This is a genomic window from Rhodococcus sp. USK10, from assembly GCF_019378875.1.
GTDB classification, from domain to species: Bacteria; Actinomycetota; Actinomycetes; order Mycobacteriales; family Mycobacteriaceae; genus Rhodococcus_F; species Rhodococcus_F pseudokoreensis.
This window is the reverse complement of the sequence record NZ_CP076048.1, coordinates 4,095,307-4,114,531: the sequence shown is the minus strand read 5'-3', so window position 1 is coordinate 4,114,531 and position 19,225 is coordinate 4,095,307. Positions and strand designations below refer to the sequence as shown.

Here is a 19,225-nt window from a genome sequence, read left to right as displayed (position 1 = left end):
GCATGCCCCGCATCATCGGCACCACCGTCCGCGACACGCACGAACACGATCCGCCGGGCCTCGTCTCGCCCGCCGTCGAATCCGCCCCGAAACCGGCCCGTCACCACTGGACCTTCGCGCGGATCGGCCTGTACATGCTGCTCGCGTCCCTGCCGCTACTGGCGATCTCCGCGCAGGTGTTCGGCGTCGTGCCGATGAACACCACCGGTGCGCTGGTGATCATTCCGCTCGCAACCTCCCTCGCCGTGCTGTGCGTGTTCGCTCCGCACCCGATCGACCGCATCGTCGGCCACGGCCTCGGCTGGGGAATGTTCGCGTGTCTGGCCTATGACGTCTTCCGCCTCGACACCGTGTATCTGCTCGGTCTGTGGGGCGACTTCATCCCGAAAATGGGCACCTGGCTCCATTCGGGAACGGACACCCGGACTGGCGCGATCGTCGGATACCTGTGGCGCTACTTCGGCGACGGCGGCGGAATCGGCATCGCGTTCTTCCTCGTCGCCCTCGCGCTCGGCCTCCAGCATCGGTCCAGTCGCACCGTTCTCCTCGCGTTCGTGACGTTCGCGGTGTTCCCGGTCTGGGCCGGGCTGATCGGCACGGTCGCGCTGTCGGACCGCGGTCAGCGCGACATGTTCCCGCTGACGCCGACGACGATCACCCTGTCGCTGATCGGGCACCTGATCTTCGGCCTGGTGCTGGGCCTCGGCTTCCTGCGGGCCCGGGGTCGCCTCGCGCAGCACTGGCCCTGGCCGCCGCTGCTCCCCGTCCGCTCCCGCTGACCCGCACGTGAGTGGCAAAGCGTGCCCGGGCACACTTTGCCACTCACCTGGGGGTGAGGTGCGGATCCGTCGCCTTCCGGCCCACGGCCACGGACGCGAGCATCAGCAGCGCCGCCCCCGCGAAACAGGCGGCGTAGCCGATGTGCGGGGCGAGGAGTGAGATGACGAACGGGACGGCGAAGCCGATGTAGATCAGGCAGTAGAACGCCGCCACCGTCTGCGCGAGTTCGTCTTCCGGCGACAGCTTCTCGACGGATGCGAGACCGGAACCGAGCAGGATCCCGTAGCAGGATCCGAGGAGGAAGGCCGCGACGACGATCGCGACCACCGGCAGCGCACCGCCGGTATAGGCGGCCACGGTCGCGGCGCCGAAACCGAGCACCCCGAGCACGATGCCGACCCGGATCCCGGTGGCGTCGTCCCGCTGCGACCACCGTTTGGCCCACGGCTGGATCACCGCCCCGGTGATCAGGGTCAGTGCCGCGACGAGACCGGTGAACGCCACCGAGGTGGAGCGCAGTGACTCGGACACGAGCGGCGGAAGTGTCGCGAACGACACGGTTGCCACCCCGAACACCCACGGCGCCCAGGGCGCGATGCCCCACCGGAACCGGGAGGTCGCGAGCGCCGACAGGGGCTTGGCGACGAGGTCCGTCGCGCGGACCCGCGCATCGGGCACCGACCACACCAGTGCCAGGGCGCCGGCCATCAACACGATGTGCACCAGATACGGGAGCAGTTCCGGCGCGGGGAGCCACTGCGCGATCACGCCGGCGAACAGCGCGCCGCAGCCGAATCCCGCGGACAGCGACATGGCGGCGCGGCGCGCACCCGCCCCGGCCGGCGAAGTGGAGCTGAGTTCCTTCATCCAGGCGGTGCCGGCGCCGAACGCCATGCCGGACGCGAGTCCGGCCAGCACCCGTCCCAGGTAGAGCAGGTCGGGGACGGCGGCTCCCGCGATCAGGACGAGGGAGGAGACGATGCCGACGGGGATCATCGGACGGATCACCGCTCGCCGGCCGAACCGGTCGGACACGCGCCCGAAGTACAGCAGCGCAGGGATCAGCCCGACGACATACGACGCGAGCATCGCGGTGAACGAACCGCTCCCGAGACCGAGATGATCGCGGTAGACCAGCTGCATCGGGGCGAACTGGTTGGCTCCCCAGCTGACCGCGAACAGCGCGACGGCAAGGCGGACCCAGGGCGAGAGCATCATCCGATCCTCCCAGAGCCGGTAGCGCGGCGAAGTATCAACTCTTCACAGGTCGGGCGCCGTATTCCTGTGAACAGTGGCCGTGTGCGGCGGGTCCGGGGATGTCTAGCGTCGACCCCTGAGCACGAGCCGAGGAGGACATGTGTGGGGTAACGACGGCAGCTGGGTCGGCTCGGACGCGCGGACGATTGCCCGCGCCGTGGCGAGCCGGGAGGTATCCGCGAGCCAGGTGCTCGACGATCACCTGGCGCACATCAAGGCCCGCAACCCGCAGTTGAACGCCGTCGTCACAGTCGCCGAGGACCAGGCGATCCGGGCCGCCGACGACCTCGATACCAGGATCGGCCGAGGTGAGGACGTCGGTCCGCTGGCCGGGGTCCCGTTCACGGTGAAGGACCTGATCGCGACCGCGGGTGTCCGGACGACGGCGGGATCACGCGCGCTCGAGCACAACGTGCCTTCTGTCGACGCCCCCGCGGTGGCCGCGATGAGGGCGGCCGGCGCGATCCTCGTCGGCAAGACGAACACCCCGGAGTTCGGGGCCAGCGGTCTCACGCACAACGACCTGTTCGGGTACACCGTGAACCCGCTCCGGCCCGACGGCGTACCCCGCTCGCCCGGCGGTTCGAGCGGCGGCGAGGCGGCGGCGATCGCGTCCGGGATGAGCGTGGTCGGTCTCGGTACCGACTTCGGCGGGTCGGTGCGCTGGCCCGCGCACTGCACGGGACTGCGGTCGGTCCGCCCGACCGTCGGCCGGGTCGACCCCGACGGCCAGTATCCCGGTGTCCCGTCGGGCGATCACCTGCTGACCAATCCGGCGACCATGCACGGCACGCTGCAGACGATCGGTCCGATGGCGCGGACGCTGGACGACGCGGCCCTCGTGCTGCGGGTGCTCTCGTCCCGGCAATACCGGTGGACCGACCCGGGCACGGTGGACCTCCCACGTCTCGACGTCACGTGGGCACCCGGTGAGGGGACCGTCCCGGTGGACGAGGAGATCGTCGCGGCCGTCGCCGGTGTCGCCCGGCAACTCGGTGCCCGCCCGTATCGGGGTGCGGCGCTGGCGGAGGGGAACGACCTGTTCGGGACGTTGCGGTCCGTCGAAACTCACACCGACATCGAAGAACTCGGCACCGGCTTCGGGGCGAACATCACCGCGATGCTCGCCGACGGGCGGGACGTGGACCGCCGGTCGGTCGAGCGGCTGTGGGCGCGGCGATCGGAACTGGTGCACCGGTTGCTCGGCGAGATGGGGGACGTCCTCGTCCTTCCCGTCGCCTCGATTCCGGCGCCGCCGCTCGGCGAAGAACTGTTCGACGTCGGTGGGCAGTCGCTCACGTGGGCTCAGGCCCTGGCGAGTTGCCGCGCGATCAGTGTGACGGGTCTGCCGTCCGTCGTCGTTCCGGTGGGAATCACGAAGTCGGGGTTGCCGATCGGCGTGCAGGTCGTCGCGCGGCCGTGGTGCGAGCACGTCGCGCTGGCCGTGGCCGCCCGGTTGTGAGGCGGCCACGACCCGCGTGACCTCAGATCACCCGGTCCCGCCGGAGGCCCTCGATGTCTGCTTCGCTCAGCCCGAATTCGCCCAGCACCTCCGCCGTGTCCTGCCCCAGCACCATCGGCGGCGCATTCCGGATCGGCAGGGTTTCCTCGTCGACCCAGAACGGGCTCCGGACCAGCGGCACCTCACCGCCGTCCGGGGTGGCCACGGGCTGCACCATCTTCAGCGCCTGCACCTGCGGGTCGGCGAACGCCTGATCGATCGTGTGGACGGGACCGCACGGGATGCCCGCCGCGCGACTCAGCGTCACCCATTCGGCGGCCGGCCGCACGGACAGCAGTTCGAGCAGTTCCTTGGTGAGCTGGTCCCGGTGCGCGAGTCGTGACTGGCCGGTGCGGTATTCGGGCCGTTCGGCGAGGGCGGGATCCCCGAGAACCTGGCACAGCGAGTCCCAGTGCTTGTCCGAGCCGGTCGCGATGATGATCGGGAAATCGGCGGTGTCGAACGTGCCGTACGGCGTGATCGTCGGGTGCGTGTTCCCGTTCGGCTCCGCGACCCTTCCGGTGCTCAGGTAGTCCTGCGCCTGGAACGACATGATCGACAGCGCCGATTCGAGCAGCGACGTCTGCACGTGATGACCCGCACCGTCCCGACCCCGGGCCACGAGCGCCGCCGTGATGCCCAGCGCCGCATAGATACCGGACACCGTGTCGATGATCGGGATCCCGACGCGCATCGGCGTGTGGTCGCCGGCGCCGGTCACCGACATCAGCCCCGACATGCCCTGCGCGACCTGATCGAGGCCCGGTGAGAACTGCTCGGGACCGGTCGGCCCGAAACCGCTGACACTCATGACGATCACGCCGGGGTTGTCCTCGGCGAGCGACTCCTGGTCGAGTCCCATCTCCGCGAGGACGCCGGGACGGAAGTTCTCCACGATGACGTCCACGCCGACGGCGATGCGGCGCAGCAGTTTCCGGCCCTGTTCATTACGCATGTCGAGAGCGACCGAACGTTTGCCGCGGTTGACGGAGGTGAAGTACAGGCTGTCGCTGCCGTCGAACGGCGGCCACTGCCGGGAACTGTCGCCACCGGAACGGGTCTCGACCTTGATGATGTCGGCGCCGAAGTCCGACAGCAGTGCCGTGCACAGCGGTCCGGCGAGGGCCCGCGTGAGGTCGAGGACCCGGATCCCGCTGAGCAACTGGTTCATGGTGGATCCTCGGTTCTCTGTGAAGGAAGGGGGACCGTCCGAGAATTGCGGACTCGCCGGTCGATAGCGATGGCGAGAATGCACAAGCGGCCGCTGGGGATTTCGGCGCATTGTGTGCCGCGACGGCAGGTCACCGCCGGTTAGCGTGAGCTACCCGAAGAAGCACCCGAGGAGGACGAGACGATGCGCGACATCCTGACGGGCCTGGAATCGTGGTTCGACCGCGGCGAGACGTTCGCGCTCGCGACGGTGGTGCGCACCTGGAAGTCGTCCCCGCGGGCGCCGGGCGCGGCGATGGCCGTGTCGGAATCCGGTGAGGTCCTCGGAAGTGTGTCCGGTGGGTGCGTCGAGAGCACGCTGTACGAGACGGCGCGGGACGTGCTGGCCGACGGGCGGAGCCGCACCGAGGTGTTCTGTGTGGCCGACGACGACGCGATCGGGGTCGGACTGACGTGCGGCGGCACCATCGAGGTGTTCGTCCAGCGCATCGGGCGGCACGACTTCCCGGGTTTCGCGGACGCGGCGCGGCGCATCCGCGGCGGCGAATCGATCGCCGTCGTGACGGAGACCGGCGACGGATCACGAACCCGGCGCTGCGTGATCACCGGCGACGGGCCGGTGGGCGACCTCGACCTGAACGCCGCAGACGTCGACAGCGTTCGCCGGCGGCTCGACGCCGGTGAGTCGCTGGTGTATCAGCTGCAGTCGGAGACGGTGTGCATGGTCGAGATCTTCGCGCCGCCACCGCGGATGTACATCTTCGGCGCCATCGACTTCGCCGCGGCCATGTGCACGCTGGGCGCGTTCGCCGGCTACCACGTCACGGTGATCGACGCCCGCGCCGTGTTCGCGACGCGCGCCCGGTTCCCGGACGCCGACGACGTCGTCGTGATGTGGCCGCACCGGTTCCTCGAGACCGCGCCGGTCGACCGCCGGACCGTGCTGGCCGTGCTCACCCACGACGAGAAGTTCGATATTCCGCTGCTGGAACTGGCCCTGCGATCGGACGCGGCGTACGTCGGCGCGATGGGCAGCCGGGCCACGCACGAGCGCCGCGTCGCGCTGCTGCGCGAACAGGGGACGACCGCGGCGGAGCTGGCGCGGTTGCATTCACCGATCGGCCTCGACCTGGGTGCCCGCACCCCCGAGGAGACGGCGGTGTCGATCCTCGCCGAGATGATGAAGACGACCCGGCAGGCGTCGGGCCTCGAACTCCAGCAGCTCAGCGGACCGATCCACCGTGACGCGCCCGCCGGCACGGGCCGACCGCTCGAGTGCACCGCGTGAGCGACGTTTGACGGGTATTCGGGTCGCGACTTAAGGTCAGGCTTTCGCGCCATTCGGGGCGAGTGTCGGATCAGGTGAGCAGGGTGTTGCAGTGACGACGAGGGATGCCGGTAGTTCCGCTCCCGGGTTCCGCGCAGCCGCCGACACCGGCAACGGGCCTGGTCCGGGCGTTGCGCCGCAACCGCTCGCCGAGGTGCTGGCGTCCGATCTGCTCGTCTCCCCGACCCTCGTCGCCGGCCAGAGCGGCACCTCGCGTGAGGTGACGAACATCGCCGTGATGGCGGTGCCGGGCATCGGACCGTGGCTCCGGCCCGGGCAGTTGCTGATCACCACGACCGCGGTTCTCGGCCGGCTGGTCGAGCCGATCGACGCGTTTCTCGCCCGGCTCGACCGGCGAGGCGTCGCGGGGCTCGCCGTACGCCTGGACGACCCCACCGCGGAGCTGCCGGCCGAGATGTCCGATGCGGCCGAAGAACTCGGGCTTCCGGTCGTCGTGGTCGCGGAGCTGTACCCGCAGGCACACCCGCTGGCGGCTGCTCTCGCAGAGTCGTCGGCCCGGCAGGTCGACGCCGTGTTCGAGGCGGACCGGTTGCGGAAAGTGCTCGTCGACGTCGTGATGGCGGGCGGCGGGTTCGCCGAACTGTCCGTCGCCGTCGCCCGTGAACTGGGCGGGGCGGTGCTGATCACGACACCCGACGGACGTCAGTTGTGCCGGGCGGGCGACGAGTCGGAACTGAGCCGGCTGGCGTCGAGTGCAGCGCTCGACTCCACCGGGCGGGTCCGCACCGATTCCACGGAGGGTGGGCTCGGCCTGCACCGGCTGGGCGACGAGTCCATCGCGGTGTCAGCGATTTCGGCCAACGGCATCGACCACGGGCGGCTGGTGCACTTCACCACCGGGCACCCGCTGCGCAGCGAGGACCTGTACCTCGTCGAGCAGGCAGCCGCGGTGTGCGCCCTGGTGGTGGCCCGCGAACTGGTCGTCTCCTCGGTGGAGGAGAAGCACCGCGCGAACTTCGTGCGCGACCTGCTGCTCGGACGCGGCGGCGAACACGAGCACGTGGTCGCGCACGCCAAGACGTTCGGCTGGGACCTGGACCGGCCGGTGGTGGTCGTGGTGATCGAACCGGATCCGGTCGGCGAGGACGAACCGTCGATGCCCACCCGGATGCCGCTCGTCGAACGGCAGGCGCGGGCCTTCACCAGCGCCGTCGCGGGCCGCGACCAGGGCGCCGCCGTCACCGCGCTGGCGACGGAGACGGTGATCCTGATGGGTGTCGGTACCGACACGATGAACCTCGTCCACGAACTCGTCGCCACCGTGCGCGGCGCCGGCGGCGGTGGTCGCCGCGCGTTCGGGGTGGGCGTGTCCCGGCCGACGGACTCGGTGGACGGCATCCCCGCCCTCTACGGTCAGGCCCGGACCGCGCTGAAGGTGGGACGGCAGATCACCGGCGCCTGGGCGGTGACGCATTTCGACGACCTCGGCGTCTACCGGCTGCTGAGCCTCGTCGAGGACGACCGCGAACTCGAATCGTTCGCGAGCGAGACGCTGCGCGAACTGACGGCCGACACAGCCGAGGCGCAGGACATGCGGCGCACCCTCGAGGTGCTGCTCGCCACCAACATCAACATCGCCGAAACCGCACGTCAACTCCACTTTCACTACAACACCCTGCGGTACCGGGTGGTGAAGCTGGAGAAGATGCTCGGGTCGTTCACCGATCACCCCGAATTGCGTCTCGACCTGTCGCTCGCCCTCAAGATCATGGCGATGCGCGGCATCAATTCCTAAAGTTGCCAATTTCGCCGGGCACGCCCTGGCAGATTCTTCTCACGCCGGGTGGCTGACGCTGTAATAACGTTTCCCTCCTATCGAGGTGTAACTGTGACGTGCGGCACATCGCCAGAAGCGGGCCGCCGGCACCCCTGCACCGACACCTGTCTGAAAGGTCCCCCTATGCCTATCTGGACACTGCACGGAGATGGCAAGACCATCGCACCCGGGGAGGTCGTCACCCCCAGCGAACGGCTCAGCTGGGGCCGCACGATCGGACTCGGCGGGCAGCACGTGGTCTCGATGTTCGGCGCCACGTTCGTCTTCCCGATCATCATGGGCCTCAATCCTCAACTGGCCGTGATGATGTCGGGTTTCTGCACGCTCTTCTTCCTGCTCGTCGTCAAGGGCCGGATTCCCAGCTACCTGGGGACGTCGGCCGCATTCGTCGGCGGCATCGCTGCCATCCGCGCCCAGGGCGGCACGTCGGCGCAGGTGACGGGCGCGATCCTGGTGTCGGGTCTCGTGCTCGCCGGGATCGGCGTGCTCATCCACTTCCTCGGCGGCGGGGTGGTGTTCAAGATCCTGCCGCCCGTGGTCACCGGCGCCGTCGTCATGCTGATCGGGTTCAACCTGGCCCCGGTCGTGGCCGGTACGTACTGGCCCCAGGACCAGTGGGTCGCGCTGACCGTGATGGTCGTGCTGGTGGTGGCGAGCGTCGCACTCCGCGGGTTCCTCGGCAGGGTCGCGATCTTCCTGACCCTGCTCTTCGGGTACGTGCTGTCGTGGGTGCTCGACCTGACGACCGGCATGATCACGTCGTACGACCCGGTCGCCGGCGCGGTGACCGAACACTTCCGCGTCAACTGGGACGGCGTCTCCTCCGCGTCGTGGATCGGTCTTCCGCCGTTCTCCGACGAGGCGAACGGCATCGTGGGCATCCACGCGCCGTCGTTCAGTCTCACGTTCATCGTCCTCGTGCTGCCCGGTGTCATCGCCCTGATCGCGGAGAACGCCGGACACGTCAAGGCTGTCGCGGAGATCACCAAGACCGACCTCGACCCGATGATGGGACGCGCCCTGATCGGCGACGGCCTGGCCACCACCATTGCGACCAGCGTCGGCGGATCCCCCACGACGACGTACGCGGAGAACATCGGCGTCATGGCCGCGACCAAGGTGTACTCGACCGCCGCGTACGCCGCGGCCGGGGTGATCGCGATGCTGCTGGGCTTCTCCCCCAAGTTCGGTGCCGTCATCTCCGCGACCCCCGGCGGGGTGCTCGGCGGAATCACGGTGGTGCTCTACGGGATCATCGGCCTGCTCGGCGCGAAGATCTGGAAGGAGAACGGCGTCGACTTCGGCAATCCGCTCAACCTGATGCCCATCGCGGCCGGCCTGATCATCGCGATCGGTGACGTGGAGCTGACGTTCAGCGACAGCTTCTCCCTCAGCGGCATCGCGCTCGGCACGATCGTGGTGATCGGGATGTACCACCTGTGCCGCGTCATCGCCCCGAAGGACGCCGACAATGCCGACGACGCCGGCACCGGCCGTCACCACCCGAAGCCGACCACGGACGACGGAACGGTCCCGGATCGGGTCGGTCAGCTCACGTGATCTGCCAGCGTCAGCACGTGAGTTTTGTCACTAGTTCACGAAACGTCGAGCGTACGATACGGGCAGGATCTGAGGAATGAAACCGTCGCCACTGACTTATCACCGACCTCGGTCGATCGACGAGGCCTGTCAGATTCTCGCGGACGTGGCACACGAGGGCAAGGTGCTCGCTGGCGGGCAGTCGCTGATCCCGCTGCTCTCGATGCGGTTGGCCGCGCCTGCGCACCTCGTCGACATCGGGTCGATCCCCCGGCTGGACGCGGTGTCGTCCTCGCGTGACCTCGGTGTCACGTTCGACGCCCTGACCACGCACTCGATGTTGGAAGCCGACCGCGGCGCCGCACAGGTGCAGCCGCTGATCGGCCGCGGGCTGCGTCTCGTCGCGCACCCGACCATCCGCAACCGCGGCACGACGGTCGGGTCCATCGTGCACGCCGACCCGTCCGCGGAGATGCCGGCCGTGCTCGCGCTGCTCGGGGGCTCGATCACCGTGCGGTCGGTGCGCGGGGTCCGGGAGATCCGGTCGACCGACCTGTTCGCCGGGCCGCTCGAAAGCACACTCGAGGCGGACGAGATCGCGACGAGTGTGACGGTCCCGGCCGCCGAGCCCGGTGTCGGGACGGCGATCGACGAGATCGCCCGCAGGCACGGCGACTACGCACTCGTCGGGGTCGCCGCCCAGGTGCGAGTCGAGGACGGTGCGGTGGCCGAGGCCCGGATGACGTACGTGTCGGCCGGCGAACTCGGTGAGGTCGTCGACTACACGGAGATACTGCAGGGTGCGTCCGCGACCGACGACCGGGACCCGTTGTGGCGGAATCTGTCCGAGTTCGCGCGGGAACGGATCGACACCGAACCGGACATCCACGCCACGGCGCGGTACCGGTCGCAGTTGGTCGCGGCCCTGACCGCCCGGGTGGGGTTCGCGGCCGCGCAGGATGCAGTGCTCGACGGTGCCGCCGTGCACGTGTCGGCGGGAGGAAGGTGACCATGACAAAGGCGCAGCGCAGCATCGACGATCAACTCGCCGAACTGCAGGAAGATACCGGTGAACAGCACGTCGCGGTGACGTTCACGCTCAACGCGGTGACGCAGACGGTGCTGCTGCCGTCGCGGACGCTCGCGTCCGACGCGATCCGGCATCATCTGCGGCAGACGGGAACGCACGTCGGCTGCGAGCACGGCGTGTGCGGCGCGTGCACCGTGCTGCTCGACGGCAAGCCGGTGCGGTCGTGCCTGGTGCTCGCGGCAAGCCTCGAGGGCCGGGAGGTCACCACCGTCGAGGGTCTCGTCGAACCCGACGGCACCCTGCACCCGGTGCAGCAGGCGTTCATCGACTGCCACGGGCTGCAGTGCGGGTTCTGCACTCCCGGGTTCGTCACGACCATCGCCGCGTTCCTCGAGGAGAACGATTCGCCCACCCGCGAGGAGGCCACCGACGCGATCGCGGGCAACCTCTGCCGGTGCACCGGATACCAGAACATCAGGGCCGCCGTGCTGCGCGCCGCGGAGATCAAGCGCGAGCGTTCGGGCGAGTTCCCGCTCGGCAAGGACGACGAGTCGTCGCGGGCCTCGCTCGACCCGAAGGTCAGGGGCACGACCAACCCCGTCGGCGGAAGGGCAGGCCGAGCATGAGCGTCACGAAACCCCGCACCGCGCCGGCAGGCACGACGCACACCGGCCGGGACACCGCCGAATCCGAGAAGCTGTTCGGCAAACCGATTCCCCGCACCGAGGACGCCCGGCTGCTGTCCGGCAACGGCCGCTACCTCGACGACCTCGGCCACAACGCGCTCATCGCCGCGTTCGTCCGATCACCACACGCGCACGCCCGGATCACCGGGATCGACATCGACGCCGCCCTGGATCTGCCCGGCGTGCACGCGATCTACACGTACGACGACCTCGTCGACGACTCCCCGGAGATGGCCGAGAACCTGCCCCTCCTGATCCCGCACCCGGCGATCACCGCCCCGCGCAACGGATATCCGCTCGCCAAGGACGAGGTGAATCACGTTGGTGAGGCGATCGCGATGGTGGTCGCCGACAGCCGGTACATCGCCGAGGACGCGTGCGCCAAGATCGACGTCACGTACGAGATGCTCCCGCCGGTCGTGGGCATCGACGTGGCGCGGCAGGCGGACAATGCCGTGCACGCCGACGTCCCCGACAACGTCGCGGCGCACCTGCAGCACGGGTTCGGCGACGTGGATGCGGAACTGGCGAACGCACCGCACCGGCTCACCCTGAACCTCGAGATCGAACGGTCGGCGTCGATGCCGATGGAGGGCAAGGGCGTCTACGCGCGCTGGGACACCGACGAGCAGGCGCTCACGTTCTGGACGTCGACTCAGACGTCGACGTCGGCCCGCGCCGCGATTGCGGCCCGGCTGAAGATGGCGCACAACAAGGTCCACTGCATCGCACCGGACGTCGGTGGCGGCTTCGGCGTCAAGATCGTCCACCCGTGGCCGGAGGAGGTCATGGTCACCTGGGCCGCGCGGCAGCTCGGGACGGCCGGCATCTCGAGCGAGGTCAAATGGGTCGAGGACCGGCGTGAGCACTTCGTCTCCAGCGCGCACGAACGCGGCCAGATCCAGGAGGTGACGGTCGGATTCGACGACGACGGCACCCTCCTCGCGTTCGACTTCACGTTCTGGCACGACAACGGCGCCTACCTGCCGTACGGCATCATCGTCATGCTGAACACGTCGACGCAGGTGCTCGGGCCGTACAAGCCGAAATCGTTTCGGGTGGACGCATATTCGCTGTACACGAACACCGTCATCGTGACGCCCTACCGTGGCGCCGGGCGCCCGCAGGCCGTGTTCGCGATGGAGCGGGCGATGGACGCGATCGCGAAGTATCTCGGCAAGGACGTCATCGAGGTCCGCGAGCACAACTTCATCCGGCCCGAGGAGATGCCGTACGACTTCCATCTCACGTTCCAGGACGGCCGCCCGCTGATCTACGACACCGGCAACTACCAGGCCGGGATCGACAAGCTCAAGAAGCTCATCGACTGGGACGGGTTCGCCGAGTACAAGAAACAGGCGAAGGCCGAGGGCCGGGCCGTGGGCATCGGGATCGGCGCCTACGTGGAGGGAACCGGGCCGGGCCCGTACGAGGGCGCCCACGTCCTCGTCGAAACATCCGGGAAGGTGAAGGCCGCAACGGGTCTGACCACCCAGGGGCAGGGTCACCAGACGGCGTTCGCGCAGATCGTCGCGGACGACCTCGGCGTGCCGGTCACCGACGTCGAGATCGTCACCGGCGACACGCGCCGATTCGGTTATGCCGTGGGCACGTTCGCGTCCCGCGGCGCCGTGATGTCGGGTTCGGCGTTCCACGTGGCCGCGCAGATGGTGGCGGACAAGGCCCGCAAGATCGCCGGGGACGCGCTGAACCTCGATCCCGCCGAACTGGAACTTCGCGGTGGGCACGTGTGCAAGATCGGCACGCTGCCCGGCGCCGAGGGCACGTCCATCTCGCTGGGCGTGGTCGCCGTGCTGTCGAACCCGCTGCGGTACGCGTTCGACGACGCGTCGCGGCAGGCCACCGGATTCGCGAAAGCCGACACGGACATGACGATTCCGCCGGTCCGGGAAGGTGAACAACCCGGACTCGAGGCCACCGGCTACTACTCGCCCCCGACGTCGACGTTCGCGTCGGGCGTCCACGCGGCGATCGTCGAAACCGATCCGGTGACGGCGGAGATCCACGTCCGGCGGTACGCCGTCATCCACGACTGCGGCAACGTCATCAACCCGCGGATCGTCGAGGGCCAGGTCATGGGCGCGGTCGCGCAGGGGGTCGGCGGCGCGCTGTACGAGAAGATCGTCTACGACGAGCACGGCCAGATGCTGAACGCGTCGTACATGGACTTCCTGATGCCGTTCGTCACCGAGATGCCGGACTCGCTCGAGATGGACCACACCGTCACCCCGTCCGGTCTCAATCCCCTCGGCATGAAGGGCGCGGGCGAGGCGGGCGTGATTCCGACGTCCGCCGTCATCGCCGCCGCGATCGAGGACGCGGAAGGCATCCCGATCACATCCATGCCGATATCCCCTTCGGAGTTGTTCGAGCTTCGCCTCGCGCACGCGTCGTCACAGAGCAAGGAGAACGAATGAGAATCGCAGGCACCGCCCTACTGACTGCACCGCCGGAGGCCGTGTACGACAACCTGCAGGACGGAAAGGTCCTCGCGGCCACCATTCCCGGGGTGCAGTCCCTCGAGCAGGTCAGCGACAACCATTACAAGTTGTCCATCACCGCGGGCGTCGCATCCATCAAGGGCACCTATGACGGCGAAGTGATTCTGTCGCAGCAGAATCGGCCCCAGTCGTTCGTGATGACGGCGTCCGGCGCCGGTGCGCCCGGCACCGTCAAGGCCGACGTGACGGTGCGGCTCGAGGAACGCGACGGCGGCACCCTGCTCAGCTACGACGCGGACGCCGTCGTCGGCGGCATGGTCGGCGGCGTCGGGCAGCGGATGATCACCGGGGTCGCGAAGAAGATGGCCGGGGTGTTCTTCAAGGGCATCGACGGCGTCATCGCCAACGGCATCCCACCGGCCGAGGTCGCCGCCGCGGCGGGCGAGGCCCCGGCGGTCGCCGGCGTCGCGCAAGCAGCCCCGGTCCCCGCAGCGGCCGCGGCCCGGCTGCGGGCACCCGAGGCGGCGTCCACGGCAACCGTTCTCGCGTCGGCCGCACTGGGCGCCGGCATCGCCCTCGCCGGTGTTCTCGTGGGCGGCATCCTCGTGCGGGGCACCTGCTCGAAGTAACCCGCGCACACTTTCGACACGGCACCCCGAACCGCCCGGTTCGGGGTGCCGTCGTCTGTCCGGGGCGGGCAGCGCCGAACGGAGACCGCCGAGTTCGGCGATATGTGACAAAGAAACCGGGCGGCGGAAACGGTGCAATTGCCTTACAGAGACGAGCCCAGGAGGAATCGTGGAATCCAGGAAGATTCGGGTCGGTATCGACACCGGCGGAACGTTCACCGACGTCGTGGCTGTGGACGAGGAGTCCGGAGCCGTCGTCACCACCAAGACCCCCTCGACGCCTGCCGACCCGGCGCAGGGATTCCTCACCGGAATCGAGAAGGTGCTCGCCAAGCTCGGCGAGACCGGCGACGCGATCGGCGCCGTCAGCCACGGCACCACCGTCGCCACCAACAAACTCCTCGAAGGCAAGGTCGAGAACCTCGGGTTCATCACCACCGAGGGGTACGAGCACGTCCTCGAGATCGCCCGGCAGTCCGTCCCCGACGGCTACGGCAACTCCTACTTCTGGGTCAAGCCCGACCGTATCGTCCCCGCCGACCGCGTCCGCACCATCGGCGGCCGGCTCGCGTTCGACGGCAGCGAGATCCGCCCCCTCGTCGAGGACGACGTCCGTCAGGCCGCCCGCTTCTTCGCCGACCGCGGCATCCGCACCATCGGCGTGTGCCTGATGCACTCCTACGCCAACCCGAGTCACGAGCGCCGCGTCCGGGATCTCCTGCTCGAGGAATACCCCGAGGCGACGGTGAGCATCTCCAGCCAGGTGCTGCGCGAGTACCGCGAATACGAGCGGTCCATCACCACGCTCGTCGACGCGGCCGTGAAGCCGAACATCCGCAACTACGTGAACAACATCGCGAACCGGCTGCGCGAATTCTCGTCCGACGAGGGCGAGGCCCGCGACATCCCGTTCTACGTGATGAAGTCGAACGGCGGCGTGCTCTCCGCGAAGGAGGTCGTGCACCAGCCGATCACGACGGTGCTGTCCGGCCCGGCGGCAGGCGCGCTCGGTGCCGCGCTCATCGCGAGCGTCGCCGGCGTCGAGCAGGTCCTCACGTGCGACGGCGGCGGAACGTCGACCGACGTCACCGTCGTGGTCCGTGGTGAGCCTGCGCTCACCACCGAGGGCCGGGTGGGGGCGTACCCGTCGAAGATCCCGATGATCGACGTCGTCACCGTCGGCGCCGGCGGCGGCTCCATCGCCTGGCAGACCCCCGAGGGCACGCTGCGCGTCGGACCGCAGTCGGCGGGCGCCGACCCCGGCCCCCTCTGCTACGGCAAGGGCGGCAGCGAGCCGACCATCACCGACGCCCACGTGCTGCTCGGCCGCATCCCACCCCACCTGCTCGGCGGCGAGATCCCCCTCGACACCGAACTGGCCCGCAAGGGCGTCGAGCAGCTCGCCCACCAGCTGAAGCTCGACTTCGAGGCCTGCGCCACCGGCATCCTCGAGGTGTCGGCGTGGAACCAGGCCAACGCGCTGCGGCAGATCACGGTCAAGCGCGGCCTCGACGTCCGCGACTTCACTCTCGTCACGTTCGGCGGCTCCGGTTCGCTGCTCGCCTGCCGGCTCGTCGACATCCTCGGCCTCAAGGACGTCCTCGTGCCGCTGAATCCGGGCAACGTGTCCGCGTTCGGACTGCTCACCGTCGACGTCCGCAACGACTACGTGCAGACCCACGTCTGCCGGCACGACCGGCTGGAGATCGCCGAACTGCAGTCGGGGCTGGACGCGCTCGCCGCGGAGGCGGAAATTGCACTCGCCGACGAGGGGTTCGGCGAGGCGGAGCGCAAGTACGCGCGTTCGGCCGACCTGCGCTACCTCGGCCAGGCGTTCGAGGTGCGGGTGCCGGTCGGCGACGGTCCCGTCACCTCTGAGCTGATGGACGAGGCCGCGGAGCGGTTCCACCAGGCGCACAAGGAGCTGTACGGGTACGACTTCCGCGGCGACCCGCACCAGCACGTCGAGTGGGTCAACCTGCGCGTCAGCGGCATCGGCCCGATCAAGCGCCCGACGCTGAAGGAGATCGCGGCCGGGACCGGAGCCGAGTCCGCCGTGACCGGCACCCGTCCGGCGTACTTCGACGAATGGGTCACCACCCAGGTCTACGACCGGGCCAAGCTCGGCGCGGGCGACGTGCTCGAGGGCCCGGCGGTGATTGAGGAATTCAGCTCCACCATCCCCGTGCACCCCGGATTCCGGGCACGGATCGACACCTTCGGAAACATCCGCATCACCAAGATCGCCGACTCGAACGGAGCGAACCGATGACCGTCACCACCGAACCCGTTGCAGTGCAGCCGGTCAAGCCCTACCGGCTGACCCCGGTCGACGGTACGACGCCCGACCCGGTGCTGGTGGAGATCGTCGCCGGCTACCTCGCCAGCGTCGAGATGGAGGTCGAGACGTCCATCTCGCGGACCTCCCGCTCCCCGATGATCCGCGACGCGCACGACTTCCGCGCCGGCATCCACGACCGCAACCTCCGGAAACTTACGGGCCGTTCGTATTCGGCGCTGGTGCACCCGGTGGCGCGGGACTTCCCGCTCGACACCATGAAGCCCGGCGACGTCTACTTCCACAACGACGTCTACCTGTCCGAAGGCGGCATCGGGCACCTCCCCGACCTCTGCGTCACCGTCCCGGTGTTCGCGACCCGGCCGGGCGAGACGGAACCGTCCGTCGTCGCGTTCGTGCAGGCGTTCGGCCACCACGACGACATCGGCGGCTGCTGCCCGGGATCGATGCCGTCCGGCGCGACCACCGTGTACGAGGAGGGGCTGATGGTCCCGCCGATCAAGCTGTGGGATCAGGGCGTGCCCAACGAGGCCGCGCTGCGCATCATGACCCGCAACTCGCGGATGCCCGACGCGCTGGCCGCCGACCTCGACGCCGAATGCTCGGCCTGCCTGATGGGCGCCCGGCGTCTCACCGAACTGTTCGAGCGGTACGGCTGCGACACCGTCGAGGCGTGCTTCGACGCGATGATGGACGCGACCACCGAGACGTACCGGCGGGAGATCCTCAGCAAGATCCCGAAGGGCGAGTACACGTGGGAGGACTACGCCGAACACGACGGCGTCGACGAGCCCATGCTGCACCGGCAGCGGATCACGCTCACCAAGACCGGACCGGAGGACGAGGGCGGCGAACGCCTCATCCTCGACTTCAACGGCACCGGCCCGCAGGCGAAGGGCCCGATCAACCACTGCGGTGACTACGCCGACGGCAACTTCCTCATCAAGTGGCTCGCACCGATCCTGCGCAACCTCGCCGACAGTCCCGAGCGGATGGCGGAACTCGACGTCAACGAGGGCGTCGTGCCGTTGATCGAGATGAAGTTCCCGGAGAAGGGCACGCTGATCACGCCGATCTTCCCGGCGCCGACCAACGCCCGCACGTTCGTGATCCTGCGGCTGCTCGGCGTGCTCGCCGGCGTCGTCGCGAAGGCCGTAGACGGCAACATGCCCGCCGACCAGGAGACCATCCGCTACACCGGGGTGTACGGCGAGGACTTCGACGGGCACTCGTACCTGATGCGGGAGGTGCTCGGCGGCGGCTCGGGCGGCAGGCACTACGCGGACGGTGAGGACACCATTCACGTCGTTCCCGACTCACGGAACCTGCCGACCGAGTTCACCGAGAGCCGGTTCCCGTTCATCGTCGAAAAGCTGGGCCTGGCGAAGGACTCCGGCGGCGCCGGACGCTACCGCGGCGGCCTGGGCTACGAGAAGCACATCCGGATGCTCAAGGACGCCAACTTCATGTCCATCGCCGACCGCTCGATCCTCTCCTGCTGGGGAGTCAAGGGCGGCAAGGCCGGACGGCCCTTCTCCGTGGTCCTCGACCCGGGCGGCCCGAACGAGCGCGAGTTCGACGCGCTGACCGACGCCGAGCCGATCAAGGCCGGTGAGGTGGTGCGGATCCGCACCACCGGTGGCGGCGGCTGGGGCGACCCCCTCGACCGTCCGATCGAGGAAGTCGTCCGGGACGTGCTGTGGGGCAAGGTGTCCGCGGAGGGTGCCCGCGCCGACTACGGTGTGGTGCTGACGTCGTCGGCCGGGGAACCGGTCGCGGACGCCGACGCCACCGAGGCGCTGCGCGAGCAGATGCGCGGCAGCCGCGGCCTGGACGAGCCGTTCTTCGACCGCGGTCCCGGTTACGAACGACTCTCCGGCGGTGCGAAGTTCGCCGAGTTCGACTTCATCGACCGGTGATCCGATGACGGAGTCATTCTCCCGCGGCGCCGGCATCGCCGTCGTCGGCGCCGCGGGGAAGACCGGAGCCGCCGTCGTGGCGGCGCTCGACGGACTCGCCGACGTTCGCCGGGTGGTGCACACCGCCCGGCGTTCCGGCGATCACGCCGTCGACCTCGAGACCGGGGCGGGACTGGACGAGGCGCTGTCGGGGTGCCGGGGCGTGTACTTCATCGCCCCGAATGTGCATCCCGACGAGCCGGCCCTCGTGCGCCGGGTTCTCACGGCCGCCGCCGACGCGGGTGTCGAGCATTTCGTCTACCACTCGGTCGCGTGGCCGTACACCCCGGCGATGCCGCACCACGTCGACAAGGCGCGGTGCGAGGACGAACTCAGGACGTTCGGCGGGCTCCGGTGGACGGTCCTGCAGCCGTGCGCCTATGCGGAGAACTTCGCCGCGGTGCTGGACGGTTCGGCGACGACCGTCGAATTGCCCTACAGCCCCGACACGAGGTTCTCGTTCGTCGCACTCGCGGACGTCGCGGAGGTGGCCGCGCGAGTGCTGATGGAGGGCCCGGACATCCACCACGGCGCCACCTACGAACTCGGCGGCCCGGAAGCGCTCAGCGTGCGGGACCTCTGCGACCAGGTGAGCGGTCCGGTGTCGGTGAAGCAGGTGTCCGTCGACGAGTGGATGTCGCGGCACGGGCAGTCGCTGTCCGACGACGGTCGCGCCCGGTTGTCCGCGATGTTCGAGTTCTACGACCGGCACGGCTTCACCGCGGGCAATGCTGTGTTCGAGTCGCTGCTGGGCCGCCCACCCATGTGAGCGGCAAAGCGTGCCGGGGC

The 19,225-nt window shown here is 69.2% G+C and carries 14 protein-coding genes; 12 read left to right on the top strand and 2 right to left on the bottom strand.

Annotated elements, in window-relative coordinates; genetic code table 11:
* Positions 1-2 precede the first annotated feature (2 nt).
* A complete protein-coding gene (locus I1A62_RS25885) occupies positions 3-779 on the top strand; it encodes a hypothetical protein (protein WP_219460953.1) in 777 nt (258 codons plus the stop codon).
* A gap of 43 nt (positions 780-822) precedes the next feature.
* Here I1A62_RS25885 and I1A62_RS25880 read toward each other — a convergent pair whose 3' ends face one another.
* Complete coding sequence (locus I1A62_RS25880) at positions 823-1,995, bottom strand: MFS transporter (protein WP_219461419.1); 1,173 nt, start codon at positions 1,993-1,995, stop codon at positions 823-825.
* A 142-nt stretch (positions 1,996-2,137) separates the two neighbouring features.
* Here I1A62_RS25880 and I1A62_RS25875 point away from each other — a divergent pair, with 142 nt between their 5' ends.
* Positions 2,138-3,499 (top strand): amidase, encoded by a 1,362-nt coding sequence (locus I1A62_RS25875; protein WP_219460950.1) that lies wholly within the window; start codon positions 2,138-2,140, stop codon positions 3,497-3,499.
* A 22-nt stretch (positions 3,500-3,521) separates the two neighbouring features.
* Here I1A62_RS25875 and I1A62_RS25870 read toward each other — a convergent pair whose 3' ends face one another.
* A complete protein-coding gene (locus I1A62_RS25870) occupies positions 3,522-4,709 on the bottom strand; it encodes a CaiB/BaiF CoA-transferase family protein (RefSeq protein ID WP_219460948.1) in 1,188 nt (395 codons plus the stop codon).
* A gap of 183 nt (positions 4,710-4,892) precedes the next feature.
* On the opposite strand from I1A62_RS25870, the gene I1A62_RS25865 reads away from it, so the two are divergent.
* From I1A62_RS25865 to I1A62_RS25820, 10 genes are all read left to right on the top strand, one after another.
* Positions 4,893-5,996: an XdhC family protein gene (locus tag I1A62_RS25865; protein WP_124389551.1), complete on the top strand. Its 1,104-nt coding sequence runs from the start codon at positions 4,893-4,895 to the stop codon at positions 5,994-5,996.
* Positions 5,997-6,087: 91 nt separating this feature from the next.
* Entirely contained in the window at positions 6,088-7,791 is a 1,704-nt protein-coding gene (locus I1A62_RS25860; RefSeq protein ID WP_219460946.1) for a PucR family transcriptional regulator, read from the top strand.
* A gap of 165 nt (positions 7,792-7,956) precedes the next feature.
* Entirely contained in the window at positions 7,957-9,393 is a 1,437-nt protein-coding gene (locus I1A62_RS25855; RefSeq protein WP_087560878.1) for a uracil-xanthine permease family protein, read from the top strand.
* Positions 9,394-9,469: 76 nt separating this feature from the next.
* Entirely contained in the window at positions 9,470-10,381 is a 912-nt protein-coding gene (locus I1A62_RS25850) for a xanthine dehydrogenase family protein subunit M (RefSeq protein ID WP_219460944.1), read from the top strand.
* 2 nt (positions 10,382-10,383) lie between these two features.
* The gene (locus I1A62_RS25845; protein WP_219460941.1) at positions 10,384-11,028 is read left to right on the top strand and encodes a (2Fe-2S)-binding protein; all 645 of its coding nucleotides are present in this window, start codon (positions 10,384-10,386) and stop codon (positions 11,026-11,028) included.
* The gene (gene cutA, locus I1A62_RS25840) at positions 11,025-13,526 is read left to right on the top strand and encodes an aerobic carbon-monoxide dehydrogenase large subunit (RefSeq protein ID WP_219460938.1); all 2,502 of its coding nucleotides are present in this window, start codon (positions 11,025-11,027) and stop codon (positions 13,524-13,526) included. The genes I1A62_RS25845 and cutA overlap by 4 nt, the downstream gene beginning before the upstream one ends.
* A complete protein-coding gene (locus tag I1A62_RS25835; protein ID WP_124389556.1) occupies positions 13,523-14,179 on the top strand; it encodes a carbon monoxide dehydrogenase subunit G in 657 nt (218 codons plus the stop codon). The genes cutA and I1A62_RS25835 overlap by 4 nt, the downstream gene beginning before the upstream one ends.
* A gap of 169 nt (positions 14,180-14,348) precedes the next feature.
* Positions 14,349-16,451, top strand: a complete 2,103-nt coding sequence (locus I1A62_RS25830; RefSeq protein WP_219460936.1) for a hydantoinase/oxoprolinase family protein — start codon at positions 14,349-14,351, stop codon at positions 16,449-16,451.
* Positions 16,448-18,397 carry a hydantoinase B/oxoprolinase family protein gene (locus tag I1A62_RS25825; protein WP_219460934.1) on the top strand — a complete coding sequence of 650 codons (1,950 nt, stop codon included), beginning with the start codon at positions 16,448-16,450 and terminating at the stop codon, positions 18,395-18,397. The genes I1A62_RS25830 and I1A62_RS25825 overlap by 4 nt, the downstream gene beginning before the upstream one ends.
* 4 nt (positions 18,398-18,401) lie before the next feature.
* The gene (locus I1A62_RS25820; protein ID WP_219460932.1) at positions 18,402-19,205 is read left to right on the top strand and encodes an NmrA family NAD(P)-binding protein; all 804 of its coding nucleotides are present in this window, start codon (positions 18,402-18,404) and stop codon (positions 19,203-19,205) included.
* The last annotated feature ends 20 nt before the right edge of the window (positions 19,206-19,225 follow it).

Bases quoted from the DNA above. Each gene is read 5' to 3' on its own strand.
- I1A62_RS25845 (WP_219460941.1), top strand. From the start codon at position 10,384: ATGACAAAGGCGCAGCGCAGCATCGACGATCAACTCGCCGAACTGCAG.
- I1A62_RS25820 (WP_219460932.1), top strand. From the start codon at position 18,402: ATGACGGAGTCATTCTCCCGCGGCGCCGGCATCGCCGTCGTCGGCGCC.
- cutA (WP_219460938.1), top strand. From the start codon at position 11,025: ATGAGCGTCACGAAACCCCGCACCGCGCCGGCAGGCACGACGCACACC.
- I1A62_RS25835 (WP_124389556.1), top strand. From the start codon at position 13,523: ATGAGAATCGCAGGCACCGCCCTACTGACTGCACCGCCGGAGGCCGTG.
- I1A62_RS25870 (WP_219460948.1), bottom strand. From the start codon at position 4,709: ATGAACCAGTTGCTCAGCGGGATCCGGGTCCTCGACCTCACGCGGGCC.
- I1A62_RS25865 (WP_124389551.1), top strand. From the start codon at position 4,893: ATGCGCGACATCCTGACGGGCCTGGAATCGTGGTTCGACCGCGGCGAG.
- I1A62_RS25850 (WP_219460944.1), top strand. From the start codon at position 9,470: ATGAAACCGTCGCCACTGACTTATCACCGACCTCGGTCGATCGACGAG.
- I1A62_RS25825 (WP_219460934.1), top strand. From the start codon at position 16,448: ATGACCGTCACCACCGAACCCGTTGCAGTGCAGCCGGTCAAGCCCTAC.
- I1A62_RS25885 (WP_219460953.1), top strand. From the start codon at position 3: ATGCCCCGCATCATCGGCACCACCGTCCGCGACACGCACGAACACGAT.
- I1A62_RS25855 (WP_087560878.1), top strand. From the start codon at position 7,957: ATGCCTATCTGGACACTGCACGGAGATGGCAAGACCATCGCACCCGGG.
- I1A62_RS25880 (WP_219461419.1), bottom strand. From the start codon at position 1,995: ATGCTCTCGCCCTGGGTCCGCCTTGCCGTCGCGCTGTTCGCGGTCAGC.